General features: G+C 65.9%; 29 protein-coding genes and 1 tRNA gene. 28 read left to right on the top strand and 2 right to left on the bottom strand.

Annotated features, from left to right (window positions below):
• The first annotated feature begins 2 nt into the window (after nucleotides 1–2).
• The 13 genes from NNJEOMEG_RS00220 to NNJEOMEG_RS00160 all read left to right on the top strand — a co-directional run bounded on the left by NNJEOMEG_RS00220 (nucleotide 3) and on the right by NNJEOMEG_RS00160 (nucleotide 8,948).
• Nucleotides 3–1,715 (top strand): terminase large subunit domain-containing protein, encoded by a 1,713-nt coding sequence (locus NNJEOMEG_RS00220; RefSeq protein ID WP_173080162.1) that lies wholly within the window; start codon nucleotides 3–5, stop codon nucleotides 1,713–1,715.
• A gap of 6 nt (nucleotides 1,716–1,721) precedes the next feature.
• Nucleotides 1,722–3,047 (top strand): hypothetical protein, encoded by a 1,326-nt coding sequence (locus NNJEOMEG_RS00215; protein WP_173080160.1) that lies wholly within the window; start codon nucleotides 1,722–1,724, stop codon nucleotides 3,045–3,047.
• Between the two features lie 30 nt (nucleotides 3,048–3,077).
• Nucleotides 3,078–3,452 carry a hypothetical protein gene (locus NNJEOMEG_RS00210; protein WP_173080158.1) on the top strand — a complete coding sequence of 125 codons (375 nt, stop codon included), beginning with the start codon at nucleotides 3,078–3,080 and terminating at the stop codon, nucleotides 3,450–3,452.
• Nucleotides 3,453–3,470: 18 nt separating this feature from the next.
• Nucleotides 3,471–4,394 carry a major capsid protein gene (locus NNJEOMEG_RS00205; RefSeq protein WP_173080156.1) on the top strand — a complete coding sequence of 308 codons (924 nt, stop codon included), beginning with the start codon at nucleotides 3,471–3,473 and terminating at the stop codon, nucleotides 4,392–4,394.
• Between the two features lie 48 nt (nucleotides 4,395–4,442).
• Entirely contained in the window at nucleotides 4,443–4,859 is a 417-nt protein-coding gene (locus tag NNJEOMEG_RS00200; protein ID WP_173080154.1) for a hypothetical protein, read from the top strand.
• A gap of 193 nt (nucleotides 4,860–5,052) precedes the next feature.
• Complete coding sequence (locus tag NNJEOMEG_RS00195; RefSeq protein ID WP_173080152.1) at nucleotides 5,053–5,526, top strand: DnaT-like ssDNA-binding protein; 474 nt, start codon at nucleotides 5,053–5,055, stop codon at nucleotides 5,524–5,526.
• A gap of 7 nt (nucleotides 5,527–5,533) precedes the next feature.
• Nucleotides 5,534–5,848 carry a hypothetical protein gene (locus NNJEOMEG_RS00190; protein ID WP_173080150.1) on the top strand — a complete coding sequence of 105 codons (315 nt, stop codon included), beginning with the start codon at nucleotides 5,534–5,536 and terminating at the stop codon, nucleotides 5,846–5,848.
• The gene (locus tag NNJEOMEG_RS00185; protein ID WP_173080148.1) at nucleotides 5,845–6,921 is read left to right on the top strand and encodes a structural protein; all 1,077 of its coding nucleotides are present in this window, start codon (nucleotides 5,845–5,847) and stop codon (nucleotides 6,919–6,921) included. The genes NNJEOMEG_RS00190 and NNJEOMEG_RS00185 overlap by 4 nt, the downstream gene beginning before the upstream one ends.
• A gap of 3 nt (nucleotides 6,922–6,924) precedes the next feature.
• Nucleotides 6,925–7,140: a helix-turn-helix domain-containing protein gene (locus NNJEOMEG_RS00180; protein WP_173080146.1), complete on the top strand. Its 216-nt coding sequence runs from the start codon at nucleotides 6,925–6,927 to the stop codon at nucleotides 7,138–7,140.
• Nucleotides 7,137–7,328: a Com family DNA-binding transcriptional regulator gene (locus NNJEOMEG_RS00175; protein WP_173080144.1), complete on the top strand. Its 192-nt coding sequence runs from the start codon at nucleotides 7,137–7,139 to the stop codon at nucleotides 7,326–7,328. Before NNJEOMEG_RS00180 ends, NNJEOMEG_RS00175 begins: the two co-directional genes overlap by 4 nt.
• A gap of 10 nt (nucleotides 7,329–7,338) precedes the next feature.
• Entirely contained in the window at nucleotides 7,339–7,662 is a 324-nt protein-coding gene (locus NNJEOMEG_RS00170; RefSeq protein WP_173081153.1) for a Rha family transcriptional regulator, read from the top strand.
• Nucleotides 7,663–7,736: 74 nt separating this feature from the next.
• On the top strand, nucleotides 7,737–7,886 hold the full coding sequence (locus NNJEOMEG_RS00165; protein ID WP_173080142.1) for a hypothetical protein: 150 nt from the start codon (nucleotides 7,737–7,739) through the stop codon (nucleotides 7,884–7,886).
• Between the two features lie 207 nt (nucleotides 7,887–8,093).
• Entirely contained in the window at nucleotides 8,094–8,948 is an 855-nt protein-coding gene (locus tag NNJEOMEG_RS00160; protein WP_173080140.1) for a sensor histidine kinase, read from the top strand.
• A gap of 14 nt (nucleotides 8,949–8,962) precedes the next feature.
• Here NNJEOMEG_RS00160 and NNJEOMEG_RS00155 read toward each other — a convergent pair whose 3' ends face one another.
• On the bottom strand, nucleotides 8,963–9,148 hold the full coding sequence (locus NNJEOMEG_RS00155) for a hypothetical protein (protein ID WP_173080138.1): 186 nt from the start codon (nucleotides 9,146–9,148) through the stop codon (nucleotides 8,963–8,965).
• Between the two features lie 168 nt (nucleotides 9,149–9,316).
• Nucleotides 9,317–9,403: transfer RNA gene (locus tag NNJEOMEG_RS00150), tRNA-Leu, on the bottom strand.
• 85 nt (nucleotides 9,404–9,488) lie between these two features.
• Here NNJEOMEG_RS00150 and NNJEOMEG_RS00145 point away from each other — a divergent pair.
• From NNJEOMEG_RS00145 to NNJEOMEG_RS00075, 15 genes are all read left to right on the top strand, one after another.
• Complete coding sequence (locus NNJEOMEG_RS00145; protein ID WP_173080136.1) at nucleotides 9,489–10,175, top strand: DUF554 domain-containing protein; 687 nt, start codon at nucleotides 9,489–9,491, stop codon at nucleotides 10,173–10,175.
• A gap of 18 nt (nucleotides 10,176–10,193) precedes the next feature.
• Nucleotides 10,194–10,547: a hydrogenase maturation nickel metallochaperone HypA/HybF gene (locus NNJEOMEG_RS00140; protein ID WP_173080134.1), complete on the top strand. Its 354-nt coding sequence runs from the start codon at nucleotides 10,194–10,196 to the stop codon at nucleotides 10,545–10,547.
• Nucleotides 10,548–10,549: 2 nt separating this feature from the next.
• Nucleotides 10,550–11,206 carry a hydrogenase nickel incorporation protein HypB gene (gene hypB / locus NNJEOMEG_RS00135; RefSeq protein WP_173080132.1) on the top strand — a complete coding sequence of 219 codons (657 nt, stop codon included), beginning with the start codon at nucleotides 10,550–10,552 and terminating at the stop codon, nucleotides 11,204–11,206.
• Between the two features lie 32 nt (nucleotides 11,207–11,238).
• Entirely contained in the window at nucleotides 11,239–11,670 is a 432-nt protein-coding gene (locus NNJEOMEG_RS00130) for a hypothetical protein (RefSeq protein ID WP_173080130.1), read from the top strand.
• A gap of 2 nt (nucleotides 11,671–11,672) precedes the next feature.
• On the top strand, nucleotides 11,673–12,182 hold the full coding sequence (locus NNJEOMEG_RS00125) for a hypothetical protein (RefSeq protein ID WP_173080128.1): 510 nt from the start codon (nucleotides 11,673–11,675) through the stop codon (nucleotides 12,180–12,182).
• 182 nt (nucleotides 12,183–12,364) lie between these two features.
• Nucleotides 12,365–14,494 carry a PocR ligand-binding domain-containing protein gene (locus tag NNJEOMEG_RS00120; RefSeq protein WP_173080126.1) on the top strand — a complete coding sequence of 710 codons (2,130 nt, stop codon included), beginning with the start codon at nucleotides 12,365–12,367 and terminating at the stop codon, nucleotides 14,492–14,494.
• Between the two features lie 463 nt (nucleotides 14,495–14,957).
• Nucleotides 14,958–16,139, top strand: coding sequence for an iron-containing alcohol dehydrogenase (locus NNJEOMEG_RS00115; RefSeq protein ID WP_173080124.1), 1,182 nt, complete (start codon nucleotides 14,958–14,960; stop codon nucleotides 16,137–16,139).
• An 88-nt stretch (nucleotides 16,140–16,227) separates the two neighbouring features.
• Entirely contained in the window at nucleotides 16,228–16,791 is a 564-nt protein-coding gene (locus tag NNJEOMEG_RS00110; RefSeq protein WP_173080122.1) for a 4Fe-4S dicluster domain-containing protein, read from the top strand.
• Nucleotides 16,788–17,696, top strand: coding sequence for a CoB--CoM heterodisulfide reductase iron-sulfur subunit B family protein (locus tag NNJEOMEG_RS00105; RefSeq protein ID WP_173080120.1), 909 nt, complete (start codon nucleotides 16,788–16,790; stop codon nucleotides 17,694–17,696). The genes NNJEOMEG_RS00110 and NNJEOMEG_RS00105 overlap by 4 nt, the downstream gene beginning before the upstream one ends.
• Nucleotides 17,693–19,651: a CoB--CoM heterodisulfide reductase iron-sulfur subunit A family protein gene (locus tag NNJEOMEG_RS00100; protein WP_173080118.1), complete on the top strand. Its 1,959-nt coding sequence runs from the start codon at nucleotides 17,693–17,695 to the stop codon at nucleotides 19,649–19,651. The genes NNJEOMEG_RS00105 and NNJEOMEG_RS00100 overlap by 4 nt, the downstream gene beginning before the upstream one ends.
• Nucleotides 19,639–20,115, top strand: a complete 477-nt coding sequence (locus NNJEOMEG_RS00095; protein WP_173080116.1) for a hydrogenase iron-sulfur subunit — start codon at nucleotides 19,639–19,641, stop codon at nucleotides 20,113–20,115. Before NNJEOMEG_RS00100 ends, NNJEOMEG_RS00095 begins: the two co-directional genes overlap by 13 nt.
• The gene (locus NNJEOMEG_RS00090; RefSeq protein ID WP_173080114.1) at nucleotides 20,102–21,061 is read left to right on the top strand and encodes a 4Fe-4S dicluster domain-containing protein; all 960 of its coding nucleotides are present in this window, start codon (nucleotides 20,102–20,104) and stop codon (nucleotides 21,059–21,061) included. Before NNJEOMEG_RS00095 ends, NNJEOMEG_RS00090 begins: the two co-directional genes overlap by 14 nt.
• Complete coding sequence (locus tag NNJEOMEG_RS00085) at nucleotides 21,061–22,122, top strand: 4Fe-4S dicluster domain-containing protein (protein WP_173080112.1); 1,062 nt, start codon at nucleotides 21,061–21,063, stop codon at nucleotides 22,120–22,122. Before NNJEOMEG_RS00090 ends, NNJEOMEG_RS00085 begins: the two co-directional genes overlap by 1 nt.
• On the top strand, nucleotides 22,115–22,951 hold the full coding sequence (locus NNJEOMEG_RS00080) for an FAD/NAD(P)-binding protein (protein ID WP_173080110.1): 837 nt from the start codon (nucleotides 22,115–22,117) through the stop codon (nucleotides 22,949–22,951). The genes NNJEOMEG_RS00085 and NNJEOMEG_RS00080 overlap by 8 nt, the downstream gene beginning before the upstream one ends.
• 16 nt (nucleotides 22,952–22,967) lie before the next feature.
• Nucleotides 22,968–23,444, top strand: a complete 477-nt coding sequence (locus NNJEOMEG_RS00075) for a ferritin-like domain-containing protein (RefSeq protein WP_173080108.1) — start codon at nucleotides 22,968–22,970, stop codon at nucleotides 23,442–23,444.
• The last annotated feature ends 20 nt before the right edge of the window (nucleotides 23,445–23,464 follow it).

Below are 23,464 nucleotides of genomic sequence, written 5' to 3'. Positions count from 1 at the left end.
GAATGGCAAGACCATCGAAGCAGACCACCACCGACACCCCGGCCAAGCCCCGGAGGCGCAGCGGCGACGAAATCCTGGCGTCCTGGCGCGAGCCCGGCGCGCAGGGGTTCTTCAACTGGCTTGCCGACGTGCGCCCGCAAATCCTTCACGCCGATGGCCGCTACCGCCCCGTTGTCCTGGAGCCCTGGCAGGTGGAGATCGTCACCGACGCCTTGGCCGCCGATGCCGAGGGCCAGTTCAAGCACAGCATCGCGCTCACCTGTATGCCCAGGAGGCACAGCAAGAGCACCCTGAACGCGCTCATCGTTTTGTGGCTAGCGACCAGCCGCGAGAACTGGACGGTCTCGCTCCTGGGCAACTCGGATGACCACCTTCTGCGCGTGCTGTTCGGCCTGCTCAAGCGCATCATCAAGAACACGAAGACCCTGGCCGGAATGATCGCGCCGGACAACATCCTTCAGCGCGAGATTCGCATCCCGCACCTGGGCAACGTGATCCAGGGATCGCCCGTGAACCTCGTCAACGCTTTCGGCGACCGCATCTCCACCATTTGGGCGAGCGACTTCCACCAAGCGGACAGCGAGGTCTTCGACGCGCTCCAAGGCAGCTTGTTGGACAGCCAGGGCACCCTGACGCTCCTGGACGCCAACGTGGACGGCGAGGGCGGCCCCGTCCACTCCCTCCAGGCCATGTCCGCGACGGACCCGCGCATTTTCTCCCGCCATGTGGAGTACGAGAGCTTCGAGGACTACTGCCAGCGCGCTCCGGCCTGGATCGACAGGGAGAAGGCCGCGCAGCTTCGCAGGACGCAGCTTGAGCACGCCTTCGCCCGCGACGTGCTGGGCAAGCGCAGCAGCGCCAGGAACGCCTTGTTCCCGGCCCCGGTCATCGAGCTTTGCCGCTGCCCGATGCCGCACCCCTTCCCGGCGGACAAGCTCCACGAGCTATTCGGCGGTCGCAGGCACGTGGTCGGCGCGGGCCTGGACCGCTCGAAGCGCATTTTCGGCGGCGACTCGACCGTCTGGACTGTGACCGCGAAGGTGGCGAGCACTGCATCCGATGGTGAAGCCGAGTATTTTGTCCTGCATCAAGCCGTGATCGAGCCAAACCTGTCCCGGTTCATCAAGAAGTGCATCGCGGATGACCACAAGCGCTACAAGCTCGACCAAGTTGTTTTGGAGAACTACGAGGTCAGCGACATTGCCCCTTGGCTTGGCGACCAGGGCATTCCCTACGAGGTATTGTCCGCCACCGCGACGAACCAGAACATCAGCTTCATTGAGTTGCACCGCATCGCCCGTGATGGTCGGTTGCACTTCTCGGATGCGCTGGACCGTCTCCCCATGGAGATGGGCACGTTCATCTACGAGGAGTTGCGCGACGGCAACTATCGTTTCGGCCATTCCTCGCAGAGGTTCCATGACGATTGCGTTTACAGCACGAACTGGAGCGTCTACGCGACCCGCGCCCGCATCCTGAATCTTTACAGCCTGCCGCGCCTTGTGTGTACCAACAAGAGCCAGCGGCGCAGCCTGTGCTTTTTGATGAACGGTGACGCGGAGTTGCTTTGCAGGCACGAGTGCCGGGCATTTCATGAGGTGGAGACCATGTTCCGCAGCTTCCGCCGCGTGAGGATGGATGACGAGATGACGTTGCCCGCCTTCTTCAACGCCTACGTGCGGGTTGATGGCCCGCGTGTGTATCAGAACGTCTAGGAGCCCATGACCATGTTGTTCAACGACACGACCGCCGCAATCGCCAAGGCTATCTTCGACGGCCATATTAGTCAGGTGACGCAGGCCAGGAAGCAGGATGCGGCCAAGCGCCTGGACTACTACCACGACGGCCAGCTTGAGCACTTGAAGACCATGCTGGAGCAGCGGTTCGCCCAGCCGGAGAAGTTGACGCCGTTGTTCATCAACGTGGTGAAGAAGGTGGTGGACCTCCGGGCCATGGTCTACACCGAGGAGCCGAAGCGGCAGATCGACGGCACCGACGCGGACAAGGCCCTCTTCGCGGAGATCGTGGAGGACGCGGCCCTGTCCACGAGGATGAAGCAGGCCTCCAGGCTGGTGAAGCTCTTGAAGACGGCCATGGTGCGCCCGGTGTGGCGCAACGGCCGCCTGGACCTGGACCTTCTGACCGGCGACATCCTGGACGTGCAGGTGGGCGACAGCCCCGAGGACATCACCGCCATCTGCGTCTCGCACTTCCCGGAGGCGGGCCGCACCGAGGAGATGACCTACAGCGTGTGGACGCCTACCACCTGGGAGCGCTTGGACTACCGGGGCCGCCACCTGGACGGGGGGCCGAACCCGTATGCCCCCGTGCTGCCGTTCGTCGCCCTCCACGACCGCGCGCCGACCGACTCCTTCTGGCTCCCCGGTGGGGATGACCTGATCGTCGCGCAGGAGGCCATCAACAACATGCTGGTGGGCCTGCTCCAGACCGTGGACGCTCAGGGCTACGGCCTGGGCTTCGTGCGCGGGGCCGGATCGGGCGGCGGGCAGTTGCAGGCCGGGCCGGGCAGCTTGATCGAGCTTCCCGAGGGCGGCGAGGTGGGCTTCGCCGCGCCCCAGGCTCCCATTGAGGAAGTGACCGGGGCCATCGACAGGATCATCAAGTGGCTGGCGGTGAGCAACGGCCTCCCGGCGGCCTCCCTGAGCACGGACCCCACCGAGGAGTCCGGCGTCTCGAAGATCGTCGGCAACAGGGAGTTGGAGGAGCTTCGCCGGGATGACGTGTCCCTGTGGCGCACCTACGAGAAGCGCCTGTTCCAGGTCATCCGGCAGGTGTGGAACCACCACAACCCCACCCGCAAGCTGTCCGAGGCCGCCACCTTGGCCGTGGACTTCGCGGACCCGAAGCCCGCCGTCTCCAGCCTGGATCAGGCCAAGGAATGGGAACTGCTCATCGGCCTGGGGCTCATGAGCCCCGTGGACGCGGCCATGGAGCGCAACCCGGACTTGTCCACCAGGGAAGACGCGCTCGCCTTCCTGCTCACGGTGCAGCAGGAGCGGGCGGCGCTCACCGAGAAAGTCATCTAATCGCCGCGAGGCGTAAAAATCGGAGGTCACATGGCTGAGAATGACTCTAACCCTCAGAATCAGGATGACAAGGGAATCTCCGGGAGCGCCCCCGACAAAGGCGAGCAGATGATTCCGAAGTCCCGGTTCGACGCGGTGAACAACGCCAAAAAGCAGGCGGAAGAGACCCTGGCCGGTCTCGTGCAGGAGCTTGTGGAGGACATCCCGGAGCAGTTCCGGTCCTTGGTCCCGAGCATCGCCCCGGCCGAGCAGATCAAGTGGATTCGCTCCGCGCAGAAGACCGGCCTGTTCACCCAGAAAGCCGACGCATCCGGCCCCGACTCGAAGAGGCCCGGCGGCAAGCAGCCCACCAACTACAACGACATGAGCGCCACCCAGAAGATGGCGCACGGCTACTCGAAGTAGCCCAAGGAGACCACCACCATGGCCTTGACCCTCATCGAAGACGCCAAGCTGGCGGAAACCCCGCTCCAGGCGGGCGTGATCGAAACCATCGCCAAGAACAGCGGCGTGCTGGAGCGCATGCCGTTCCTGGCCGTGAGCAGCAACAGCTACACCTACAACAGGGAAGAGGCCCTTCCCGGCATCGCCTTCCGCGCCGTGGGCGAGGGCTACACCGAGAGCACCGGCGTGGTGAACCCCGTGACCGAGGTGCTGTCCATCCTGGGCGGCGTCTCGGACTACGACCGCGCCCTCGTGAAGACGCAGGGCAACGTCAATGACCTCCGGGCCGTTCATGACGCCATGAAGGCGAAGGCGGCCTCGCTCAAGTTCACCCGGACCTTCTTCAACGGCGACTCCCTGGCCAATCCCAAGGAGTTCGACGGCCTGGCCAAGCGCCTGACCGGCGCGCAGTCCATCGTCATGGGCTCCAGCGACGGCGGCGACGCCCTGACCCTGGCGAAGCTGGACGAACTGCTCGACGCCGTGACCGGCGGGGCGGACGCCCTCTTCCTCAACAAGCGCCTGCGCCGGAAGGTCTCGGACCTCGTGCGCGCCGCCGGGCAGGCCACCGAGATCGTCTCCGACGCCTTCGGGCGTCAGTTGACCGCCTACGCGGGCGTGCCCCTCGTGATCGTGGAGGGAGACGAGACCGGGGCCGACATCCTGGGCTTCACGGAACCCGACCTGGACAACGGGGACAAGAGCGTGACCGCCAGCATCTACGCCGTGAAGTTCGGGGCCAAGGAGTTCGTCTCCGGGCTCCAGTGCGGCGGCGTGGATGTGATCGACCACGGCCTGTACGCCGGGGGCACCGCCTACCGGACCATGATCGAGTGGATCGTCGGTATCGGCCTGTTCCACCCGAAGGCCGCCGCCCGCCTCAAGGGCATCAAGAACGCCTAGCCCTGCCGGGCCGGGGAGACCCGGCCCGCCTCATCCAGGAGGATGCCCATGTTCGACTCGACCTTCATCATGAAAGACGCCGGGCTCGTGTCCGGCAGTGGCGCGGCCCTCGTGGGCGGCTCCGCGAAGATCGCCAGCATCGGCACCGGCCGCGTGGACGCGCGCCTCGTGGTGGACGTTACCGCCCTGGAGATCGCCTCCAACGATGAAGCCTACGCCATCGCCGTGCAGGGCTCCGACACCGCCGACTTCTCCACCGGGTCGCCCAAGATCGAGGAGCTTGCCGTGCTCAACCTGGGGGCGGCCGAAGTGATCGGCGGCAACCAGGACTCGACCACGGGGCGCTACGAGCTTCCGTTCTCGAACGTGAAGGGCGGCGTGGCCTACCCCTACGTGCGCGTCTTCACCACCGTGGCCGGGGCCGTCGCCACGGGCATCAACTTCACGGCCCGCATCGAGCCGTAGGCCTTCGCTTCATCGCGCAGCGCCTATTGGCACTGACCTTGACGCGGCCCGCCTGCACCCTCGGGTGTTCGCCGGGCGGGCCGCAAGGCGCGGGGTTCACCTTCCCCCAGGAAAGGTCAGGCCCGGCCCCGCCGGGGGCCGTCAACGCGGCACGGACGAGCCGCCCCGGCGAATTTCACAAGGAGGCCACATCATGGCCGTGACGAAAGGAACGAACAGCTACGTCTCGCTTGAGGAGGCGACCGAGTACATGGAGGCCCGGCCCCATGCCGAGGCCTGGGTGGGCGCGGATGACGAGGCCAGGGAAAAGGCCCTCCTGCACGCCTGCCGCCTCATGGACCTGACTCTCGTCTGGAGGGGCGTCCAGGCGGTGCAGGGCCAGCCCTTGGCGTGGCCGCGCGCCGGGCTCACGGGCATGGGCGTGGACTCCACCAGCGTGCCCGTCTCCGTCCGGCTCGCGCAGGTGGAGCTTGCCCTTGTGGTGTTGGGCAGCGACCCGATGACCACGCCGGACACCTCCGGGGTCAGGCGGGAGAAGGTAGGCCCCATCGAAGTGGAGTACCGGGGATCGGGCGTCATGAAGGTCATCCCGGAGCCCGTGTTCGCCTTCGTGGCGGCCTACGCGCGCCGGGCGGCCGGTCTCTCCACGCTGGAACTGCTCAGGTAGGCCGCCCATGAGCCGCAGCAGCCGCGTCCGGGGCGTCCACTACCAGACCATACCCGGAGACCTCATCGTCGGTCCTCCGGGGCCTTCCGGCCCGCAGGGGCCGCCAGGAGCGCCGGGAGCAGCCCAGGCCGATGAAAGCGCCGTGACCCTCACCAGGGACGCGCAGGGGCGCATTGAGGCCGTCACCCGCGACAGCGGCAAGTCCGTCATCATCACCAGGGACGCGGACGGCACCATGACCGGCTTCACCCGCAACGGGAAGGCGTTCGTCATCGTCCGCAATCCGGCTGGACAGATCGTCCGCGTGGAGCCCGCAGCATGATCGACTCCACCTTGAGGTTCACGCACGAAGTGGACCAGCGGGCAACGGCCCTTGCCGAGGAGATGGTCCGGGAACTGGAGGCCGTGCGCTCGCGGATCATCGGCAGGCTGGCCGCGCTCCAGGACGAACACCTGACCGGCAAGGACAGCTTCCAGGAGGAGGCCTACGCCCGCCGGAAGGCCTACCTGACGGCGCAGCAAACCGAGATCGAGTCCATCATCTCCGAGGTCATGGCGGCCAACGCGGACCACCTACGGGAGGCTGGCGCGGACGTGATTACGGCCAGCGCGACGCAGACGGCCACGGTGTTGAACGCCATGGGCGCGGGCGTCGTGGTGGACCTGGGGCCGAAGCTCGTCAGGAGCTACGTGGAGCGCTGGTTCGAGGCCCACACCGTGGACGGGCTCACCATCAAGAACTTCCTGAACAAGCTCCAGGCCAGCACCGTGGAGCGGATCGTCAGCGCAGGCCGCCGCGCCTTGATCGAGGGCATGGGCACCCAGGCGACGGCCCGGCTCATCCGCAAGGAGGGCATCGAGGGCAGCGTGCCGGGCCTGGAGGGCTTGGCCCGGACGTGGCTCTTGAGCGCGTCCAACTACGCCAGGGACACCGTGATCGAGGAGCAGTTCTCGGACGTGCTCACCGGCTGGGAGCGCGTGGGCACGCTGGACGGTCGCACCTGCATCCGGTGCGGCCCGAAGGACGGCATGATCGTGAAGGCTGGGCAGCCCAGGACGCCCTTGCCTGAGCATTGGAGGTGTAGGTGCATGTGGCTCCCGCGCACGTCCCTGAGCGGAAAATTCCCCCAGGTGGAGCGCCCCGCAACGAAACATGATGCGCGCACCGTCCATCACCGGGACGGCTCGACCTCGACCAAGTTCACCGTGTCCGACGTGGAGTTCACCAGGGAGAACTACTCGCAGTGGCTCAAGCGTCAGGCCGTGGAAGACCCGGCCTTCGTGCGCCGCGTGCTTGGCCCGGCCCGGTTCGACCTGTTCCGCGCCGGGAAGCTGTCCCTGGACCACATGAGCACGAGCGGGCGCATCCTGCGCCTGAGCGAGTTGGAGGTGTAGACCATGGCGGACCTGAGCAACATCGACCTGCACGACCTCGCCGGGCACCTCGAAGAGGCGCTTGTCCACCACGGGGTGAACTCCATGGAGTTGGCGCGGCGCTCAGGCGTCGGACAGTCCACGCTCTCGCGCATCCTGAGCGGCAAGCAGAAGCACACGAAGACGAGCGTGCTGGCGAAGCTCCTACCGTTCTTCCTGGCGAAGAGGCGGCCGTCATGAGGGAGTGGCGCTGCCCGTGCTGTCAGCGGCTCCTCTTCCGGGGGGCCATCGTCCGCGTGCAGGTGAAGTGCCCGCGTTGCCGGTCGCTCACGGTGCTGGAGGCTCCGGCGGAACCCGCCACGTCCACGGTCAAGTCCGTGGTCATCCCCCTGCGCCCCGGCAAGGAGCGCGTCGCGGTCAACGGGTAGGCCCGCCGTCCTGTCCCTCCCCGTCATCACGGTCAACAACGGAATCGTCGTCACCACCTCCAGGGAGGTGGCGAAGCACTTCGACAAGAGACACGACGACCTGCTCAGGGCAGTTAAAAACCTTGAATGTTCTGAGGGGTTTCGACTCCGCAATTTTACGGAGTCCTCCTACCTCAACCAGCAGGGCAAGTCTCAGCCCATGTATGAGATGACCCGCGACGGCTTCAGCTTCCTGGGTATGGGCTTCACCGGGGCGAAGGCGGCCCGGTTCAAGGCGGCTCTGCCCCCCCCCATTCCCCTCAGAATCGCCCGCCATCACGTGCTTTCTGCTTAGAATAATACGGCTTTTATGCTTGCACACCCTCCCGCATGTGGTATCCCTCCAGGCAAAACACGGAGGGCATCCACATGGACATGAGCATCATCTTCGACACGCTGGCGGAAGAGTTCGTGGAGATCGTGAAGGCGGCGGCGCAGGGCGACACGGCCAGGGTCAAGGAACTGGCCGGGCAGATCAGGGAGACGGCGGGGGAGATCGAGGCCGGAAGCACGGCTTAGGTGCGAAAATCGTTCAACCAAGTCACGCCTTTTTCAAGGCGAAGTGGGAAGCCCCGGCCATGAGTCGGGGCTATTTCGTTCGTGGCCATTTAACTTGCCCGGTGCGGCACTCGTTGTAGGGCGAGAAAATTCCAAATTTCCACTTGTCCAGAATCGTTTACCCGAGGTAAGAGTAAAGAGAAAATAATGGAAACTCTGGAGAATAGCATGGACGCAGAACTTGCTAGACTAACAAACGAGGCGCTACTAACAGAGCTAGAATCATCAAAAAACATCATTAAGACGCTGGAGAATGCACTTGCTGAATCTGCAAGCATCTTTAGCAAGGCGAGGGAGGCAGAGTTGGTCATTGAGTACTTAAGAGAAAAGCTTAGAGATAAAGACGTCAAAGAGCATGTCATGTGTCACGACATAAGGAATAGCATAGCTCCACTTGTGCAGATACCAGAAGTTATAATTGAAGATGTGACATTATCAGAAGAACAGGCAGGGCTTCTAAGCTCTTTGAAGATCAGTGCCCAACGAGCGCTCAGGATTTTAGATATCCACTTGCTCAGCGCCAACATTAGCAGGGGCGTCTTGAATTGTAAAATGCACAAGGTTGATATGTACAGCATTGTTATAGGTGTAGCTGGCCACATGGAGTCAACAGCAAAATTAAAAAATGTGTCCATACGGACGACTTGCAGTATGCCAAACAACAGTCAAGAATGCTACATTCCTTGCATGTGTAATGAGGACATCATGTTTAGCGTTTTGAGCAACATAATTCTTAACGCAATAGAAGCATCTCCAAATAATTCTGAAGTCTGCGTCACGATAAAGTCAAATGAGGTGCAAGAGGTTTCTGTCTCAAATACTGGCGAAGTGCCAGATTCGATTCGGAGCGTGTTTTTTGATAAGTATGTCACTTCGGGGAAAGCAAGTGGAACAGGCATTGGAACATATTCTGCAAAGCTATTCACTGAAGCGCAAGGCGGGAACATATTTCTTGATACATCAAAGAGCGGATTGACAACAGTCACCCTGATGTTTCCCAAGCCTAGCGTTGAAAAAGACTAGACCCACTTCGCCATCTACTTGTTCGCCACCTGGAGCCGGAGGAGCGCGTCATGCTCCCGCACCAAGGCCATGGCCTCCTGCCGCTGGTGGGGCAGCACCGGCCCGTCAAACCGCAGGAAGAGGCCCCCGTCCCGCCCGATGGTCGGGATCGCGTAGAACCGCTCCCGGAGGGCGCGCAGGGGATCGAACAGGGAGGGCATGGACACGACGTGGCGGCGGGCGGGGAGGGCGGTCAATAATCTTTGCCTTTTTCATCCCTGGCGTGCCCACTCCGAAAGTGGGGACAGGGTGGGGACAGCTGCCGGAGCGGGGACAATTCCAAAGAAAATGGGGCCTACGGTTCGCGCCGTAAGCCCCTGTTTTTCTTGTGGTACCGGGAGGGGGACTCGAACCCCCAAGGCCTTGCGACCGGCGGATTTTGAGTCCGCTGCGTCTACCAATTCCGCCATCCCGGCACGGGTCTGTTTACCTAGGTCAAGCTCGAGCCTCTGTCAAGAATCGCTTGAGCTTGCGCCCGGTTGCTGGTAGCCCGGATGCCCCATGGACATGCCAGTCGGAACCCTCGCCAACGCAGGCGCCATCGTGGCCGGGAGCCTCGTGGGGCTGCTCATGCACGGCCGTTTCCCGGAGAACGTCAAGAAGATCGTCTTCCAGGGGCTGGGGCTGGCCGTCCTGGTCATCGGGCTCCAGATGGCCTTGGCCTTCGACCGTCCGCTCCTGATGGTCTTCAGCCTGGTGCTGGGGGGCATCTGCGGCGAGCTTTTGCGCATCGAGGACCGCCTGGAGTCCATGGGCGAACGCCTCAAGGCCCTGGCCCGTTCCCGCAACGCCCTCTTCACCGAGGGCTTCGTGGCCGCCTCGCTCATCTACTGCGTGGGCTCCATGGCCATCCTGGGCTCTATCGACGACGGCCTGCGCCAGGACCCCACCATCCTCTTCACCAAGGCCACCCTGGACGGCTTCGCATCCATCCCCCTGGCCTCCACCTACGGCGTGGGCGTGATGTTTTCGGCCGTCCCCATCCTGCTCTACCAGGGGGCCATCACCCTGGCGGCGGGCAGCGTGCGCGAGTTCGCCACGCCCCAGCTGCTGGCCCAGCTCTCCAGCGTGGGGGGCTTCCTCATACTCTCCATCGGCGTGAACCTCCTGGGGCTGGCCCGCATCAAGGTGGGCAACCTCCTGCCCGCCCTGGCCTGGGCCGCGGCCTTGTGTTTCACACCCATTTGAGCCACAACCGGGGCCGCCATGCACGAAATGTCCATCGCCCAGTCCATCCTGGACATCGTCCAGCAGGAAATGGAGAAGAACGGCCTGACCCGGCTCATCCGGGTCAAGGTCAAGTTCGGCCGCCTCACCAACACCGTGCCCGAGGCCCTGGACACGGGTTTCATGGCCCTCACGGCCCAGACGCCCCTGGAATCGGCCGTGTTCGAGCTGGAAGAAATCCCCGCCCGGTACCGCTGCTTCAAGTGCGCCGCCGAGTTCACGCCCGAGGGCACGAACCGGCTGCTCGTCCCCTGCACGGCCTGCGGCGAGGAATTCGGCCACGCCGTGCTCTCGGGCAAGGAACTCTACATCGACTTCATCGAAGCGGAGTGAGCATGAAAGTATCCGTGATCCGCAACGTCCTGGAAGCCAACGACCGCCTCGCCGGCGAACTGCGCGAGATGATGGCCGCGCGCGGCATCCTCTCGCTCAACCTCATGAGCTCCCCCGGCGCGGGCAAGACCAGCCTCCTGGAGCGCACTCTGCGCGACCTGGCCCCCGAGTTCAAGATGGCCGTCATCGAGGGCGACCTCCAGACCGACAACGACGCCCGCCGCGTGGCCGCCACCGGCGCGCAGGCCGTGCAGATCAACACCGAGGGCGGCTGCCACCTCAACGGCTCCATGATCCTGGAGGCCCTCAAACAGCTGGACATCGAGGGGCTGGACATCCTCTTCATCGAGAACGTGGGCAACCTGGTCTGCCCGGCCGAGTTCGACCTGGGCGAGGACGCCAAGGTCACGCTGCTCTCCGTCACCGAGGGCGACGACAAGCCCGAGAAGTATCCGCTGATGTTCAACCTCAGCTCCGTGTCGTTGCTCAACAAGGTGGACCTTTTGCCCTACGTGGACTTCGACATGGAGCGCGCCGAGGGCTTCATGCGCGCCCTCAACAAGGACATCACCGTTTTCGGCGTGTCCTGCCGCACCGGCGAGGGCCTCGATCCCTGGTACGACTGGCTGCGCGCCAGGCGCGCCGCCAAGAAGCGCTAGGGGAGGGCGGTCCACCAGCGCCGGGGCGGGCCATGGACTTCCGGGAACTCCTGCTCGTCTCCCTGGCCTCTTCGGCCGTGCTGGGCTATGCCCTGCTGCTGGCCGTGGGCGTGGGGGTTGTGGTGCTCGTCCACAAGCGGGAGACCCTGCTGCGCGGGGCCGCGACCCGGCACGAACGCCTCTGCCGCAGGCTGCGCGAGAAGTCCCTGGAGCGCCGCAAGCTCTTGGTGCACAAGGCGCAACGGCGCAACATCAAAGAGTTGGCGTCCCTGGTTCGCGCCGGTCTGAAGAGCCGCCGCCGCGAGCTGTCCCCCTGGGCGCGCCACGAGGCCGAGTCTCTGGCGCGCGAGGCCGTGGACGGGCTCGACTTCGAGAGACTCCACGCCCTGCACTCCCTGATCGAGGGCAGCGCGCAGGACGGGCTTTCCCGCGAGCTGGAGCGCTTCCTCCGGCAGGAGACGTGACCATGGCCTTTTCCGAACGCGTGGGCCGCTTCATCGGCAGGCTCATGAGCACCCTGAAGAGCGAATCCGCCGAGTGGCAGAAAGCCAACCTGCCCGAGCTGGACAAGCTCCAGCACGACAGGGAGGTGGCCCGCCTGGAGCTTAAGCACAACCTGGAATCCATGGACATCCGCTTCCGGGAGGAGCGCAACCGCATCCGCCTGGAAGAAGAACGCCAGACCACCCAGTTCGCCGAATTTCTCGACAGCATCGACGAAATGAAGGTCGGCATGCTCGATACCTACGCCTCCATGCCCAAGCCCATCGCCTTGATGATCCACCACCACGCCTCGGAACTGCTCAAGGAGGCCTGGTTCAGCGAGGACGCCCGGGAGCGCCTGCGCAACCAGTCGCGCTTCACCGACCTGATGCTCACCATCACCCAGGACCTCTCGGAACTGGGCGGTGAGGCGTCCCCCAAGGCCCTGCCCGAGAAGACCCTGGCCTTCATCCAGAACCGCCTGGACAAGTGACGGCCCCCGACATCCGGCGATCCGCCGGGCGTGCGCGCCCTTGGGGCAATCTTCTATTGCCCGAAGCATCCGTTTGAAGATAGTGATGTCCTACGCTCGGCGTCCGTGCGGTCGCGCGTCCTGCCTGGGCGCTGTCTCTGCGTCGGTCGCGCCTCGGGCGCGCCAGTTTCCGGGAGGCCAGCATGGCGTCGGACGGCAAAGGCTCCCGCGAGCCGGATTTCGCTTCCCTTTTCGACCTGGACGAACTCCAGCGCATCCAGGACGCCTTCGCTCAGGCCACGGGCGTGGCCTCTCTCATCACGCTTCCCGACGGCACGCCGGTCACCCGGCCCAGCAACTTCTGCCGTCTCTGCAATGACATCATCCGCCGGACCGAAAAGGGCCGGGAGAACTGCCGCCGCTCCGACGCCTGCCTGGGCCGCCACGACCCCGCCGGGCCGGTGGTGCAGCCCTGCCTGAGCGGCGGCCTCTGGGACGCGGGGGCCAGCATCCATTTGGAAGGCCGCCACGTGGCCAACTGGCTCATCGGGCAGGTGCGCGACGAGTCCCAGGCGCTGGAGGGGCTGCTGGCCTACGCCGACGTCATCGGTGCGGATCGGGAACAGTTCCGCGAGGCATTGGCCGAGGTGACCGTGATGTCCGAGGGGCAGTTCCGCAAGGTCGCGGAGGCCCTGTATCTGATGGCCAACCTGTTTTCGCGCCAGGCCTACCTGATCCGTCGCCAGGAGGACCTGCTGCGCTCCAGCCGTGCCGTGGCCCTGCGCCATCTGGAAAGCGAGAGGAAGTTCCGCACCATCTTCGATTCCGTCACCGAATGCCTTTTCGTCCACGATCCCGAAACAGGGGCCATCCTGGACGTGAACCGCCGCGCCTGCGAGGAATACGGCTACGCCAAGGAGGAAATGCTCCGGCTGGACGTTTCGATGCTGAGTTCCGGCGTGCCCCCGTACGATCAGGAGCACGCGCGCCGGTTTATGGAGCGCGCCGCGCGGGGAGAGCGGCAGCGCTTCGAGTGGAGGGCCAGAAGCCGCGACGGCAGCCTGTTCTGGCAGGAGGTGAGCATCCGCAGGGCGCGCATCGGCGGCGCGGACCGCCTGCTTGTCTCGGCCCGCGATATCACCGCCAACAAACAGGCCCAGGAAGACGCCCAGCGCGAGAAGGCCTTCACCGACGCCATCATGGACAGCGTTCCGGGGCTTCTCTACCTCTACGACGCCGAAGGTCGCCTCGTGCGCTGGAACAAGAAGCACGAAGAGCTCACGGGCTATTCCTCCGAGGAACTCTCCCGCATGACCCTGATGGACTGGTACAAGGACGATCCTGTCGAGATGGAGAAGATCCTCAAGGCCGTGGAGCGCATCGGCGTCGAGGGCTTCTCCGCGACCGAGGGCAACCTGCGCAACAAGGACGGCAGCCATCGGCTCTACTACTTCACTGCCGTCCCCCTGACGCTGGAGGGCAGGAGCTATTTCGCGGGCATCGGCATCGACATCGCGGAGCGCAAGCGTTTGCAGGAGTTCATGGTCCAGACCGAAAAGATGATGTGCATCGCCGGGCTCACCGCCGGAATGGCCCATGAGATCAACAACCCTCTGAGCGGCATTCTTCAGGGGCTGCAGGTGCTCCAATCCCGGCTTTTCGGGGATTCGGCCCGCAACAGGGAGGCCGCCTCCCACTGCGGCTGCTCCCTGGAGACCCTGCGCGCCTACCTGGGCCGCCGTGAACTCGACGCCATCATCACCGGAATCCGCGATGCCGCGGCCAGGGCGGCGCGCGTGGTGGCCAACATGCTGGAGTTCTGCCGGCGCAGCGAATCCCACCTCGCCCCCTGCGACGTGCGCGTGCTCCTGGACAAGGCTGTCGAACTTTGCGCCAGCGACTACGACCTCACGAAGAAATTCGACTTCCGCAACATCCTCATCGAGCGCGAATACGCCCAGGATCTGCCGCTCGTGCCCTGTACCGCCACACAGTTGGAGCAGGTGTTCATCAACCTGCTCAAGAACGCGGCCCAGGCGATGAGCCGGAGCCCCCGCGACGGCAGGCCCCCGCGCATCACGCTGCGTGCCCGGGGCGAGGGGGAATTCGTGGCCGTGGAAGTGGCGGACAACGGCCCGGGCATGAGCGAAGAAGTGCGCGGGCGCGTCTTCGAGCCCTTCTACACCACCAAGGCACCGGGCGAGGGCACGGGACTCGGGCTTTCGGTGTCCTTTTTCATCATCACGGAGGCCCACAAGGGGGCGATCGAGGTGGAATCCTCCCCGGGGCGCGGCGCCCGCTTCATCGTGCGCCTCCCCTGCGTCCCTGCCTGAGCGGGGCGCGCAGAGCCGCCGGGTGGGGCCTCCCGGGCGTCCCCCCCCGCGCCAACCCAGTCCGTGCACGGTCGCGACCGTCCTTTCACCGTCCCCCGCAGTGCCTGTCTCTTCCCTCCTGCACGAAAGACTTCGACCTTTTCCGCGCGTCCGTTGCGAGCTGTTCGCTACAGGGGTCATTTTGCCACAGGCCGTGACGATTTCGCGGTCATTTTGCCACCAATATCCCAACTGCTCGTATCGACGTATTAATTTGTCCGCATAGGCTGCGCTGGGAGCATTCCGGTGTCCCCTTTGGGCATGCCGCCTGGACGTTGGGATGCGCCGGGAGAGCCCCGCATGGACGTCCATCTGTCAACATGCTGAAATCATGTGTTTTTCAAGTTGGCCTGAAACTTGCCTCTTGGGGTTCGACACGGGCACAGGCCCAGGACCGCAACCCCAACCCAAGGAGAAGCAAGTCATGGCCGTCATCGAACAAGTCTACGGTTTCTTCATCCCCAGCGTTACCCTGATCGGCATTGGCGCTTCCAAGCAGATCCCCGAGAAGATCAAGGCTCTCGGCGGCTCCAAGCCCCTCATCGTGACCGACATGGGCATCGTGAAGGCCGGCATCTGCAAGCAGATCACCGACCTGCTCGACGCGGCCAAGATGGAGTACGTGGTCTACTCCGACACCATCCCCAACCCCACGGACGAAAACGTCCACGCGGGCGTCGAGGTGTACAAGAAGAACAAGTGCGACTCCCTGATCACCCTGGGCGGCGGCTCCTCCCACGACTGCGGCAAGGGCGTGGGCCTCGTGGTGGCCAACGGCGGCAAGATCCACGACTTCGAAGGCGTGGACAAGTCCACCAAGCCCATGCCTCCCTACCTGGCCGTGAACACCACCGCGGGCACCGCCTCGGAAATGACCCGCTTCTGCATCATCACCGACCTCTCCCGCCACGTGAAGATGGCCATCGTGGACTGGCGCGTCACCCCCAACATCGCCATCGACGACCCCATGCTCATGGTGGGCATGCCCCCGGCCCTCACCGCCGCCACCGGCATGGACGCCCTGACCCACGCCGTGGAAGCCTACGTCTCCACCATCGCCACCCCCATGACCGACGCCTGCGCCGAAAAGGCCATCGAGCTGGTCTTCAAGTACCTGCGCAAGGCCGTGGCCAACGGCCGTGACGTGGAAGCCCGTGAAGGCATGTGCTTCGCCCAGTACCTGGCCGGCATGGCCTTCAACAACGCCAGCCTCGGCCACGTGCACGCCATGGCCCACCAGCTGGGCGGCTTCTACGACCTGCCCCACGGCGAGTGCAACGCCATCCTGCTGCCCCACGTGGAGCAGTTCAACCTGATCGCCAAGGTGGAGCGCTTCGTGAAGATGGCCGAGCTCATGGGCGAAAACATCGCCGGGCTCTCCCCCCGCGCCGCCGCCGAGCTGGCCCTCAGCGCCATCCGCAAGCTCTCCACCGACGTGGGCATCCCCGCCGGCCTGGTGGAGCTGGGCAAGCGCTACGGCAAGGACGTGCAGGCCAAGGACATCACCACCATGACCAAGAACGCCCAGAAGGACGCCTGCGGCTTCACCAACCCCCGCTGCCCCACCGACAAGGACGTGGAAGCCATCTACACCGCGGCCCTGTAGCCTTACGCATCCCATCCCGGACTGCCCGGAGAGGCCCACAGGCCTCTCCGGGCGCGTCCGGAAAACCCCCAAGACACGGCGGCATTCCATGGACGTCCTCGACTTGAGCGCGTCGTACGACGCGGATTTCGTGGCCCGGGTCCAGGCCGAGAGCGGGCAGAACACGGCCTTGTGCTACCAGTGCGGCAACTGCACGGCCGGCTGTCCCTACACTTTCGCCTACGACATCCCCGTGAGCCGTATCATGCGGCTCGTGCAGGCGGGGCAGCGTCGCGCGGTACTCTCGTGCCGCTCCATCTGGCTTTGCGCAACGTGCGAATCGTGCACCACGCGCTGCCCCAACGACATCGACGTGGCCCGGATCATGGACGTGCTGCGCCACATGGCCCGGCGCGAAGGCTTTGCCACCGAGCGCAACGTGAAGGTCTTCTGGGACAGCTTCCTGGATTCGGTGCGCAGGCACGGCAGGGTCTTCGAGGCGGGCCTGCTGGCGCGTTACGTTTTCCTCACCGGCCGCTTCTGGACCGACGCGGACCTGGCCCCGCGCATCCTGCCCAAGAACAAGCTGGGGCTCAAACCCCACGCCATCAAGGGACAGGCCGAAATGGCCAAAATCTTCCAACGCTTCGCGGAACAGGAGGGGCGTTCATGAGCGGGCTCTCCTACGCCTACTACCCCGGGTGTTCGGGCCTGGGCACCTCGTCCGAGTACGACAGCTCCACACGGGCCGTGTGCAAGGCCCTCTTCATGGAACTCTCCGACGTGCCCGACTGGAGCTGTTGTGGATCGAGCCCGGCCCACGCCGTGGACCACGCCCTCTCGGCGGCCCTCTCGGCCCGCAACCTGGCCCGCGTGCGCGCCATGGACCGGGACGACGTGCTCACCCCATGCCCCAGCTGCCTCACCAACCTGCGCACCGCCGACCATCGCATGCGGGATGAGGCCTTCGCCGCGCGGGCCAACTCCCTGCTGGACGCCCCCTACAAGGGCGGCGTGCGCGCCCGGTCCGTGCTCCAGGCCATCGTGGAGGACGTGGGGATGGAGATGGTGCGGGCCTCGGTGGTGCGCCCCCTCAAGGGGATGAAGGTCGCGGCCTACTACGGCTGCATCATGAACCGGCCTCCCGAGCTCATGGCTTTCGACGATCCCGAGCACCCCATGGCCATGGACCTCCTCATGGAGGCCGCCGGGGCCACGGTGCTGCCCTTCCCTCTCAAGGTGGAGTGCTGCGGAGCCTCCTTCGGCGTGCCGCGCCCGGACGTGACCGCCAGGCTTTCGGCCAGGCTCCTGCTCACGGCCCGGGAGATCGGGGCCGAGGCCATCGTCACGGCCTGCCCCCTGTGCCAGATGAACCTGGACCTGCGCCAGAACCAGGCCGCCCGCTTCGCCGGGACGGCCTTCGAGATTCCGGTGTTCTACTTCACGCAGCTTCTCGGCCTTGCCCTGGGCGCGCCCGAGGGCAGCCTCGGCCTGGACAAGCTCTGCGTGAGTCCGGCCCGCGTCCTGGAGGCCCCGGCGGCCGGGGAGACGAATCTTACGCAAGGGAGCAGGTCATGAAGATCGGCGTCTTCGTCTGCCACTGCGGCAGCAACATCGAGGGCACGGTGGACACGGCCGCCGTGGCCCGCGCGTCCCTGGAGTTCCCCGAGGTGGCCCACGCCGAGGACGTGATGTACTCCTGCTCGGAGCCCGGGCAGGAAGCCATCATCGAGGCCGTGCGCTCCAAGGGCCTGGATGGCGTGGTGGTGGCCTCCTGCACCCCGCGCATGCACGAGCCCACCTTCCGCCGCGCAGTGGAGCGCGCCGGGCTCAACCGCTACATGCTGGAAATGGCCAACATCCGCGAGCACGTCTCCTGGATCGGCAAGAACCGCGAGGCCAACACCAACAAGAGCGCGGACCTCGTGCGCATCGCCGTGGAAAAGCTCCGGCGCAACCGGCCCCTCACCCCCAAGCGCTTCGACATCACCCGCCGCGTGCTGGTGATCGGCGGCGGCGTGGCCGGCATCCAGGCCGCCCTGGACTGCGCCGACGGCGGCATGGAAGTGGTACTGGTGGAGAAAACCTCCTCCATCGGCGGCAAGATGGCCAAGCTCGACAAGACCTTCCCCACCGTGGACTGCTCCAGCTGCATCCTCGGCCCCAAGATGGTGGACGTGGCCCAGCATCCCAACATCACCCTCTATGCCTGCGCCGAGGTGGAGGAGATCGGGGGCTATGTGGGCAACTTCACCGTGAAGGTGCGCCGCAAGGCCACCTACGTGGACTGGGTGAAGTGCACAGGCTGCGGAGCGTGCATGGAAAAGTGCCCCAGCAAGAAGTCCCACGACTCCTTCAACGAAGGCCTGGGCGGCGCTCCGGCCATCAACATCCCGTTCCCCCAGGCCATTCCCAAAAAAGCCGTGATCGACCCCGCCTTCTGCCGCCAGTTCGTCAAGGGCAAGTGCGGCGTGTGCGCCAAGATCTGCCCCACCAAGGCCATCGACTACTCCATGCGGGACGAGGTGGTGGAGGAGAAGGTGGGGGCCATCGTGGCCGCGACGGGCTTCGACCTCTTCGACCACTCCAAGTACGGCGAATACGGCGGCGGCCGCTACCCCGACGTGATCACCAGCCTGCAGTACGAGCGCATGCTCTCGGCCTCCGGCCCCACCGGCGGCCACGTGAAGCGCCCCTCGGACGGCAGGGAGCCCAGGAGCGTGGTGTTCATCCAGTGCGTGGGCTCGCGCGACAAGTCCGTGGACCGGCCGTACTGCTCGGGCTTCTGCTGCATGTACACGGCCAAGCAGGCCATCCTCACCAAGGACCACATCCCCGATTCCCAGTCCACGGTGTTCTACATGGACATCCGCTCGCCCGGGAAGCTCTACGACGAGTTCACCCGCCGGGCCATGGAGGAGTACGGGGCGCGCTACGTGCGTGGCCGCGTGGCCATGATCACCCCCAAGGGCCGCAAGCTCCTGGTGCGCGGGGCCGACACCCTGCTGGGCACGCAGGTGGAGGTGGAGGCCGACCTGGTGGTGCTGGCCGTGGGGGCCGAGGCCGCCAAGGGCTCGCCGCACCTGGCCGAGAAGCTGCGCATCTCCTACGACAAGTACGGCTTCTTCATGGAAAGCCACCCCAAGCTGCGCCCCGTGGAGACCAACACGGCGGGCGTCTACCTGGCCGGTTGCGCCCAGGGCCCCAAGGACATCCCGTCCTCGGTGGGGCAGGGCAGCGCGGCGGCCTCCAAGGTGCTGGGGCTCTTCTCCAAGGCCCAGTTGGAGAGCGACCCCCAGATCTCCCAGGTGAACCTGGCCCGCTGCGTGGGCTGCGCCAAGTGCGAGTCCACCTGTCCCTTCGGGGCCATCCACATGATCGATTTCCGGGGCCAGCCCAAGGCCGAGGTGATCGAAACGGTCTGCCAGGGCTGCGGCATCTGCGCCGTCACCTGCCCGCAGGGGGCCGTGCAGCTGGAACACTTCACCGACAACCAGATCCTCGCGGAGGTGGATGCCTTATGCCGGTTCTAGCAGGCAGGGAGCTGCGCATCGTCGGCTTTCTCTGCAACTGGTGCTCCTACGGCGGCGCGGACACGGCGGGCGTGGGGCGCTTCACCCAGCCCACGGACCTGCGCATCATCCGCGTGCCCTGCTCGGGGCGCATCGACCCCCTCTTCGTGGTCAAGGCGCTCCTGGGCGGAGCCGACGGCGTGCTCGTCTCGGGCTGCCACCCGCGCGACTGCCACTACGCCAGCGGCAACTTCTACGCCAGGCGCCGCCTGGAGGTGCTCAAGGGCATGCTCCCGGTGCTGGGCTTCGAGCCCGGGCGCTTCGAATACACCTGGGTCTCGGCCTCGGAGGGTCAGCGCTGGCAGCAGGTGGTGACGCGCTTCACCGAGCAGATCCACGCCCTCGGGCCTTCCCCGGCCCGGGACATCCTCGCGCCGCGCCGGGGCCTTGCGTCCGGCAAGGGAGGCGACAGTGCAAGAGCTTGATGCCTTGAAACAACGAATCGTCGAGGCGCTTCCCGGCCTCGATTGCGTCATCGGCTGGGAGCCGGGGCCGTCGCCACTGACCGCCGCGCCGCTCTTCATGCGCACGCCCGCCGACGTGGACCGCCTGGTGTGGGGGCCGTTCAACGCGCCCAACACGGCGGTCTACCTTCCTGCCTTCAAGGGCCGCAAGGTGGGCGTGGTGGTCAAGGGCTGCGACAGCCGCTCCGTGGTGGAGTTGATCCAGGAGAAGCTGGTGCGCCGCGAGGAGCTGGTGGTCTTCGCCATGCCCTGCCGGGGCGTGGCCGACGCCTCCAAGGTGGCCGGGCGCGTGGGCGACCTGGGCCAGGTGAGCGCCGCCGCGCGCGACGGAGCCACCCTCCAGGTGACCACCCCCGAAGGCATGGCCGCCATGCCCTGGGACGAGGCCTGCGCGGACAAATGCCTGAACTGCCAGTACCCCAACGCCCTGGTGAGCGACCACTTCCTGGGCGATCCGCTGGCTCCGGCCCAGGGCCGCGACGCCGCCGCCGACGAGATGGGGCGTTTCGAGGCCATGGCCCCGGCGGAGCGCATGGCCTGGTGGGCCCAGGCCATGGACCGCTGCATCCGCTGCTACGCCTGCCGCAACGCCTGCCCCATGTGCGTCTGCCGCGACCACTGCATCGCCCAGACGCGCGACCCCCACTGGGTCTCCCAGGAGGACGGCGTGCGCGAAAAGCTCATGTTCCAGGCCATCCACGCCCTGCACCTGGCCGGGCGCTGCACCGAGTGCGGCGAGTGCCAGCGCGCCTGCCCCGTGGACATTCCCATCCTGGCCCTGCGGCGCAAGCTCAACCGCGTGGTCAAGGACGTCTTCGACTACCAGGCCGGGGTCGATCCCCAGGCCGTGCCTCCTCTATTCACCTTCCAGGTGGAAGAGGCCAAGATCAACGAGCGGGGGTGGTGATGGACCAGGCCAAGTTCCTGCCTGATGCGTCCCTGGCCGCGTGGCTGGCCGAACTCTCGGCCGCGCGCCTGGTGCTGGCCCCGCGCCGCGAGGGCGGCGCGGTGGTCTTCAAGCCTTACGACCCGGCCGTGCCCCTGGAGCTCACCCGCGACGCCACGGTCCCGCCCAAGGGGGCCGTGTTCCCCGCCTGCGAGGAGCTCATGCGCTACCGCCGCGTGAAGGACCCCGAGAAGCCCGGCCAGCCGCTGCTGGAGGTGGAGGAGTCCCTGCCCGAGGGCGGCGTGGTGGTCTTCGGGTCCAGGCCCTGCGGGGCGCGCGGCTTCACCGTGTACGACCGCGTCTTCGACGCCGGCGGCCTGAACGATCCCTATTATGCGGCCAGGCGCAAGGCCACGGCCTTCGTCACCCTGGCCTGCCGCGAGGCCGGTTCGGCCTGCTTCTGCCACTGGGTGGGCTCCGGCCCCGCCGATCCCGACGGCTCCGACGTGCTCCTCACACAGGTTCCCGGCGGGTACGTGGTCCGGGCCGTCACTGAGAAGGGCGCGGCCCTTGTGGGCTCCGGGCTGTTCTCCCCGGCGGACCGCCGCGAGGGCGAGGAGGCCGCGGCCCACGCCAAGGCCCGCGAATCCCTGGACGACCCGCGCGACCTGGCCCCGGCGCGCCAGGCCCTGCTGGACGCCTTCGACGACATGGAGTTCTGGAGCCAGCTCTCGGCCAAGTGTCTGAGCTGCGGGGCCTGCACCTACCTGTGCCCCACCTGCTACTGCTTCAACATCACCGACGAGGCCCAGGGCAACGAGGGCGCGCGCCTGCGCACCTGGGACAACTGCATGTCCTTCCAGTTCACCCTGGAGGCCAGCGGCCACAATCCCCGGCCCACCAAGGCCCACAGGCTCAAAAACCGCGTGGGGCACAAGTTCTCATACTATCCGGGCCTGCACGGCGGGGCCATCGCCTGCTGCGGGTGCGGCCGCTGCATCAGAAGCTGCCCCGTGGGGGTGGACATCCGTCAACTCGTGCTGGCCGCCGTGGAACGCGCCCGGGAGAAGAGCCATGACTAGCCTGCCCAATCCCTACCTGCCCGACATGGCCACCATCGTGGAGACCGTGCAGGAGACACCCAACATCAAGACCTTCCGCGTGCGCCTGGACAGCGAAGCGCGCCGCAAGGCCTTCACCTTCCAGCCCGGCCAGGTGGGCCAGCTCTCGGTGTTCGGCACGGGGGAATCCACCTTCGTGATCAACTCGCCGCCCACGCGCATGGACTACCTGCAGTTCAGCGTCATGCGCGCGGGCGAGGTGACCGCCGCGCTCCACCGCCTGAACGCGGGCGACCGCATCGGCGTGCGCGCGCCCCTGGGCAACTGGTTCCCGTACGAGTCCATGAAGGGCAAGGACATCGTGTTCATCGGCGGCGGCATCGGCATGGCCCCGCTGCGCACGCTGCTGCTCTTCATGCTGGACAACCGCAAGGACTATGGCAGGATACGCCTGCTCTACGGCGCGCGCAGCCCCGAGGACATGGCCTTCAAGGCCGAACTGCCCGAGTGGCTGGGCCGCGACGATCTGGAAACCGTGCTGACCATCGACCGCGAGGCCCCGGGCTGGGAGCACCGCGTGGGGCTCATCCCCAACGTGCTGCGCGAGATGGCCCCCCCGGCCGGGAACGCCGTGGCCGTCACCTGCGGGCCGCCGATCATGATCAAGTTCACGCTCCAGGCCCTGAAGGACCTGGGGTTCGCCGACGGCCAGATCGTCACCACCCTGGAGAAGCGCATGAAGTGCGGCGTGGGGTTGTGCGGGCGCTGCAACATCGGCGAGAAGTACGTCTGCGTGGACGGACCCGTCTTCACCTACGAGCAGCTCAAGGAGCTGCCCAACGAACTCTAAATCCAGCGGAGGCTCTATGGCGGAGTTTTTCAGCGCGGCGGACGTGGTGGGCGCGGCCGTCGAAATGGAACGCAGGGGGCAGGCGCTCTACGCCCGTCTTGCTTCGGAGGCTTCGGACCCCACGGTGAAGCGCTTCTTCGAGAGCCTGGCCGCCGAGGAGCGCCGCCACGAGGAGCTCTTCACGGCCATGGCCGGGCGCGTGGGCAAGGCCGAACTGCCCGCCTGGAGCAGCATGGAGGAGTACAGCGACTATCTGGACGCACTGCTCGATTCCCACGCTCTCTTCTCGCCCGGCTTCGCGGACGCCCTGGCCGCCCGCTCCGGGGAGCTGGAAGGCGCGGTACGCGGGGCCATGCAGTTGGAAAAGGATTCCATGATCTTTTTCCAGGAGATGCTCCATCTCATCGCCGGTTCGGAACATTCCTTCATCCTGGAATGCATCGAGGAGGAGCGCCGCCACCTGCGCCAGCTCTCGGCGCTCATCAGAAAATAGCCGGGCGGGCCCGCGCCGCC

The organism is Fundidesulfovibrio magnetotacticus, assembly GCF_013019105.1.
GTDB classification, from domain to species: domain Bacteria; phylum Desulfobacterota; class Desulfovibrionia; order Desulfovibrionales; family Desulfovibrionaceae; genus Fundidesulfovibrio; species Fundidesulfovibrio magnetotacticus.
Note: the sequence above shows the minus strand (reverse complement) of the source record. Positions and strands in the feature narration are given on the sequence as shown.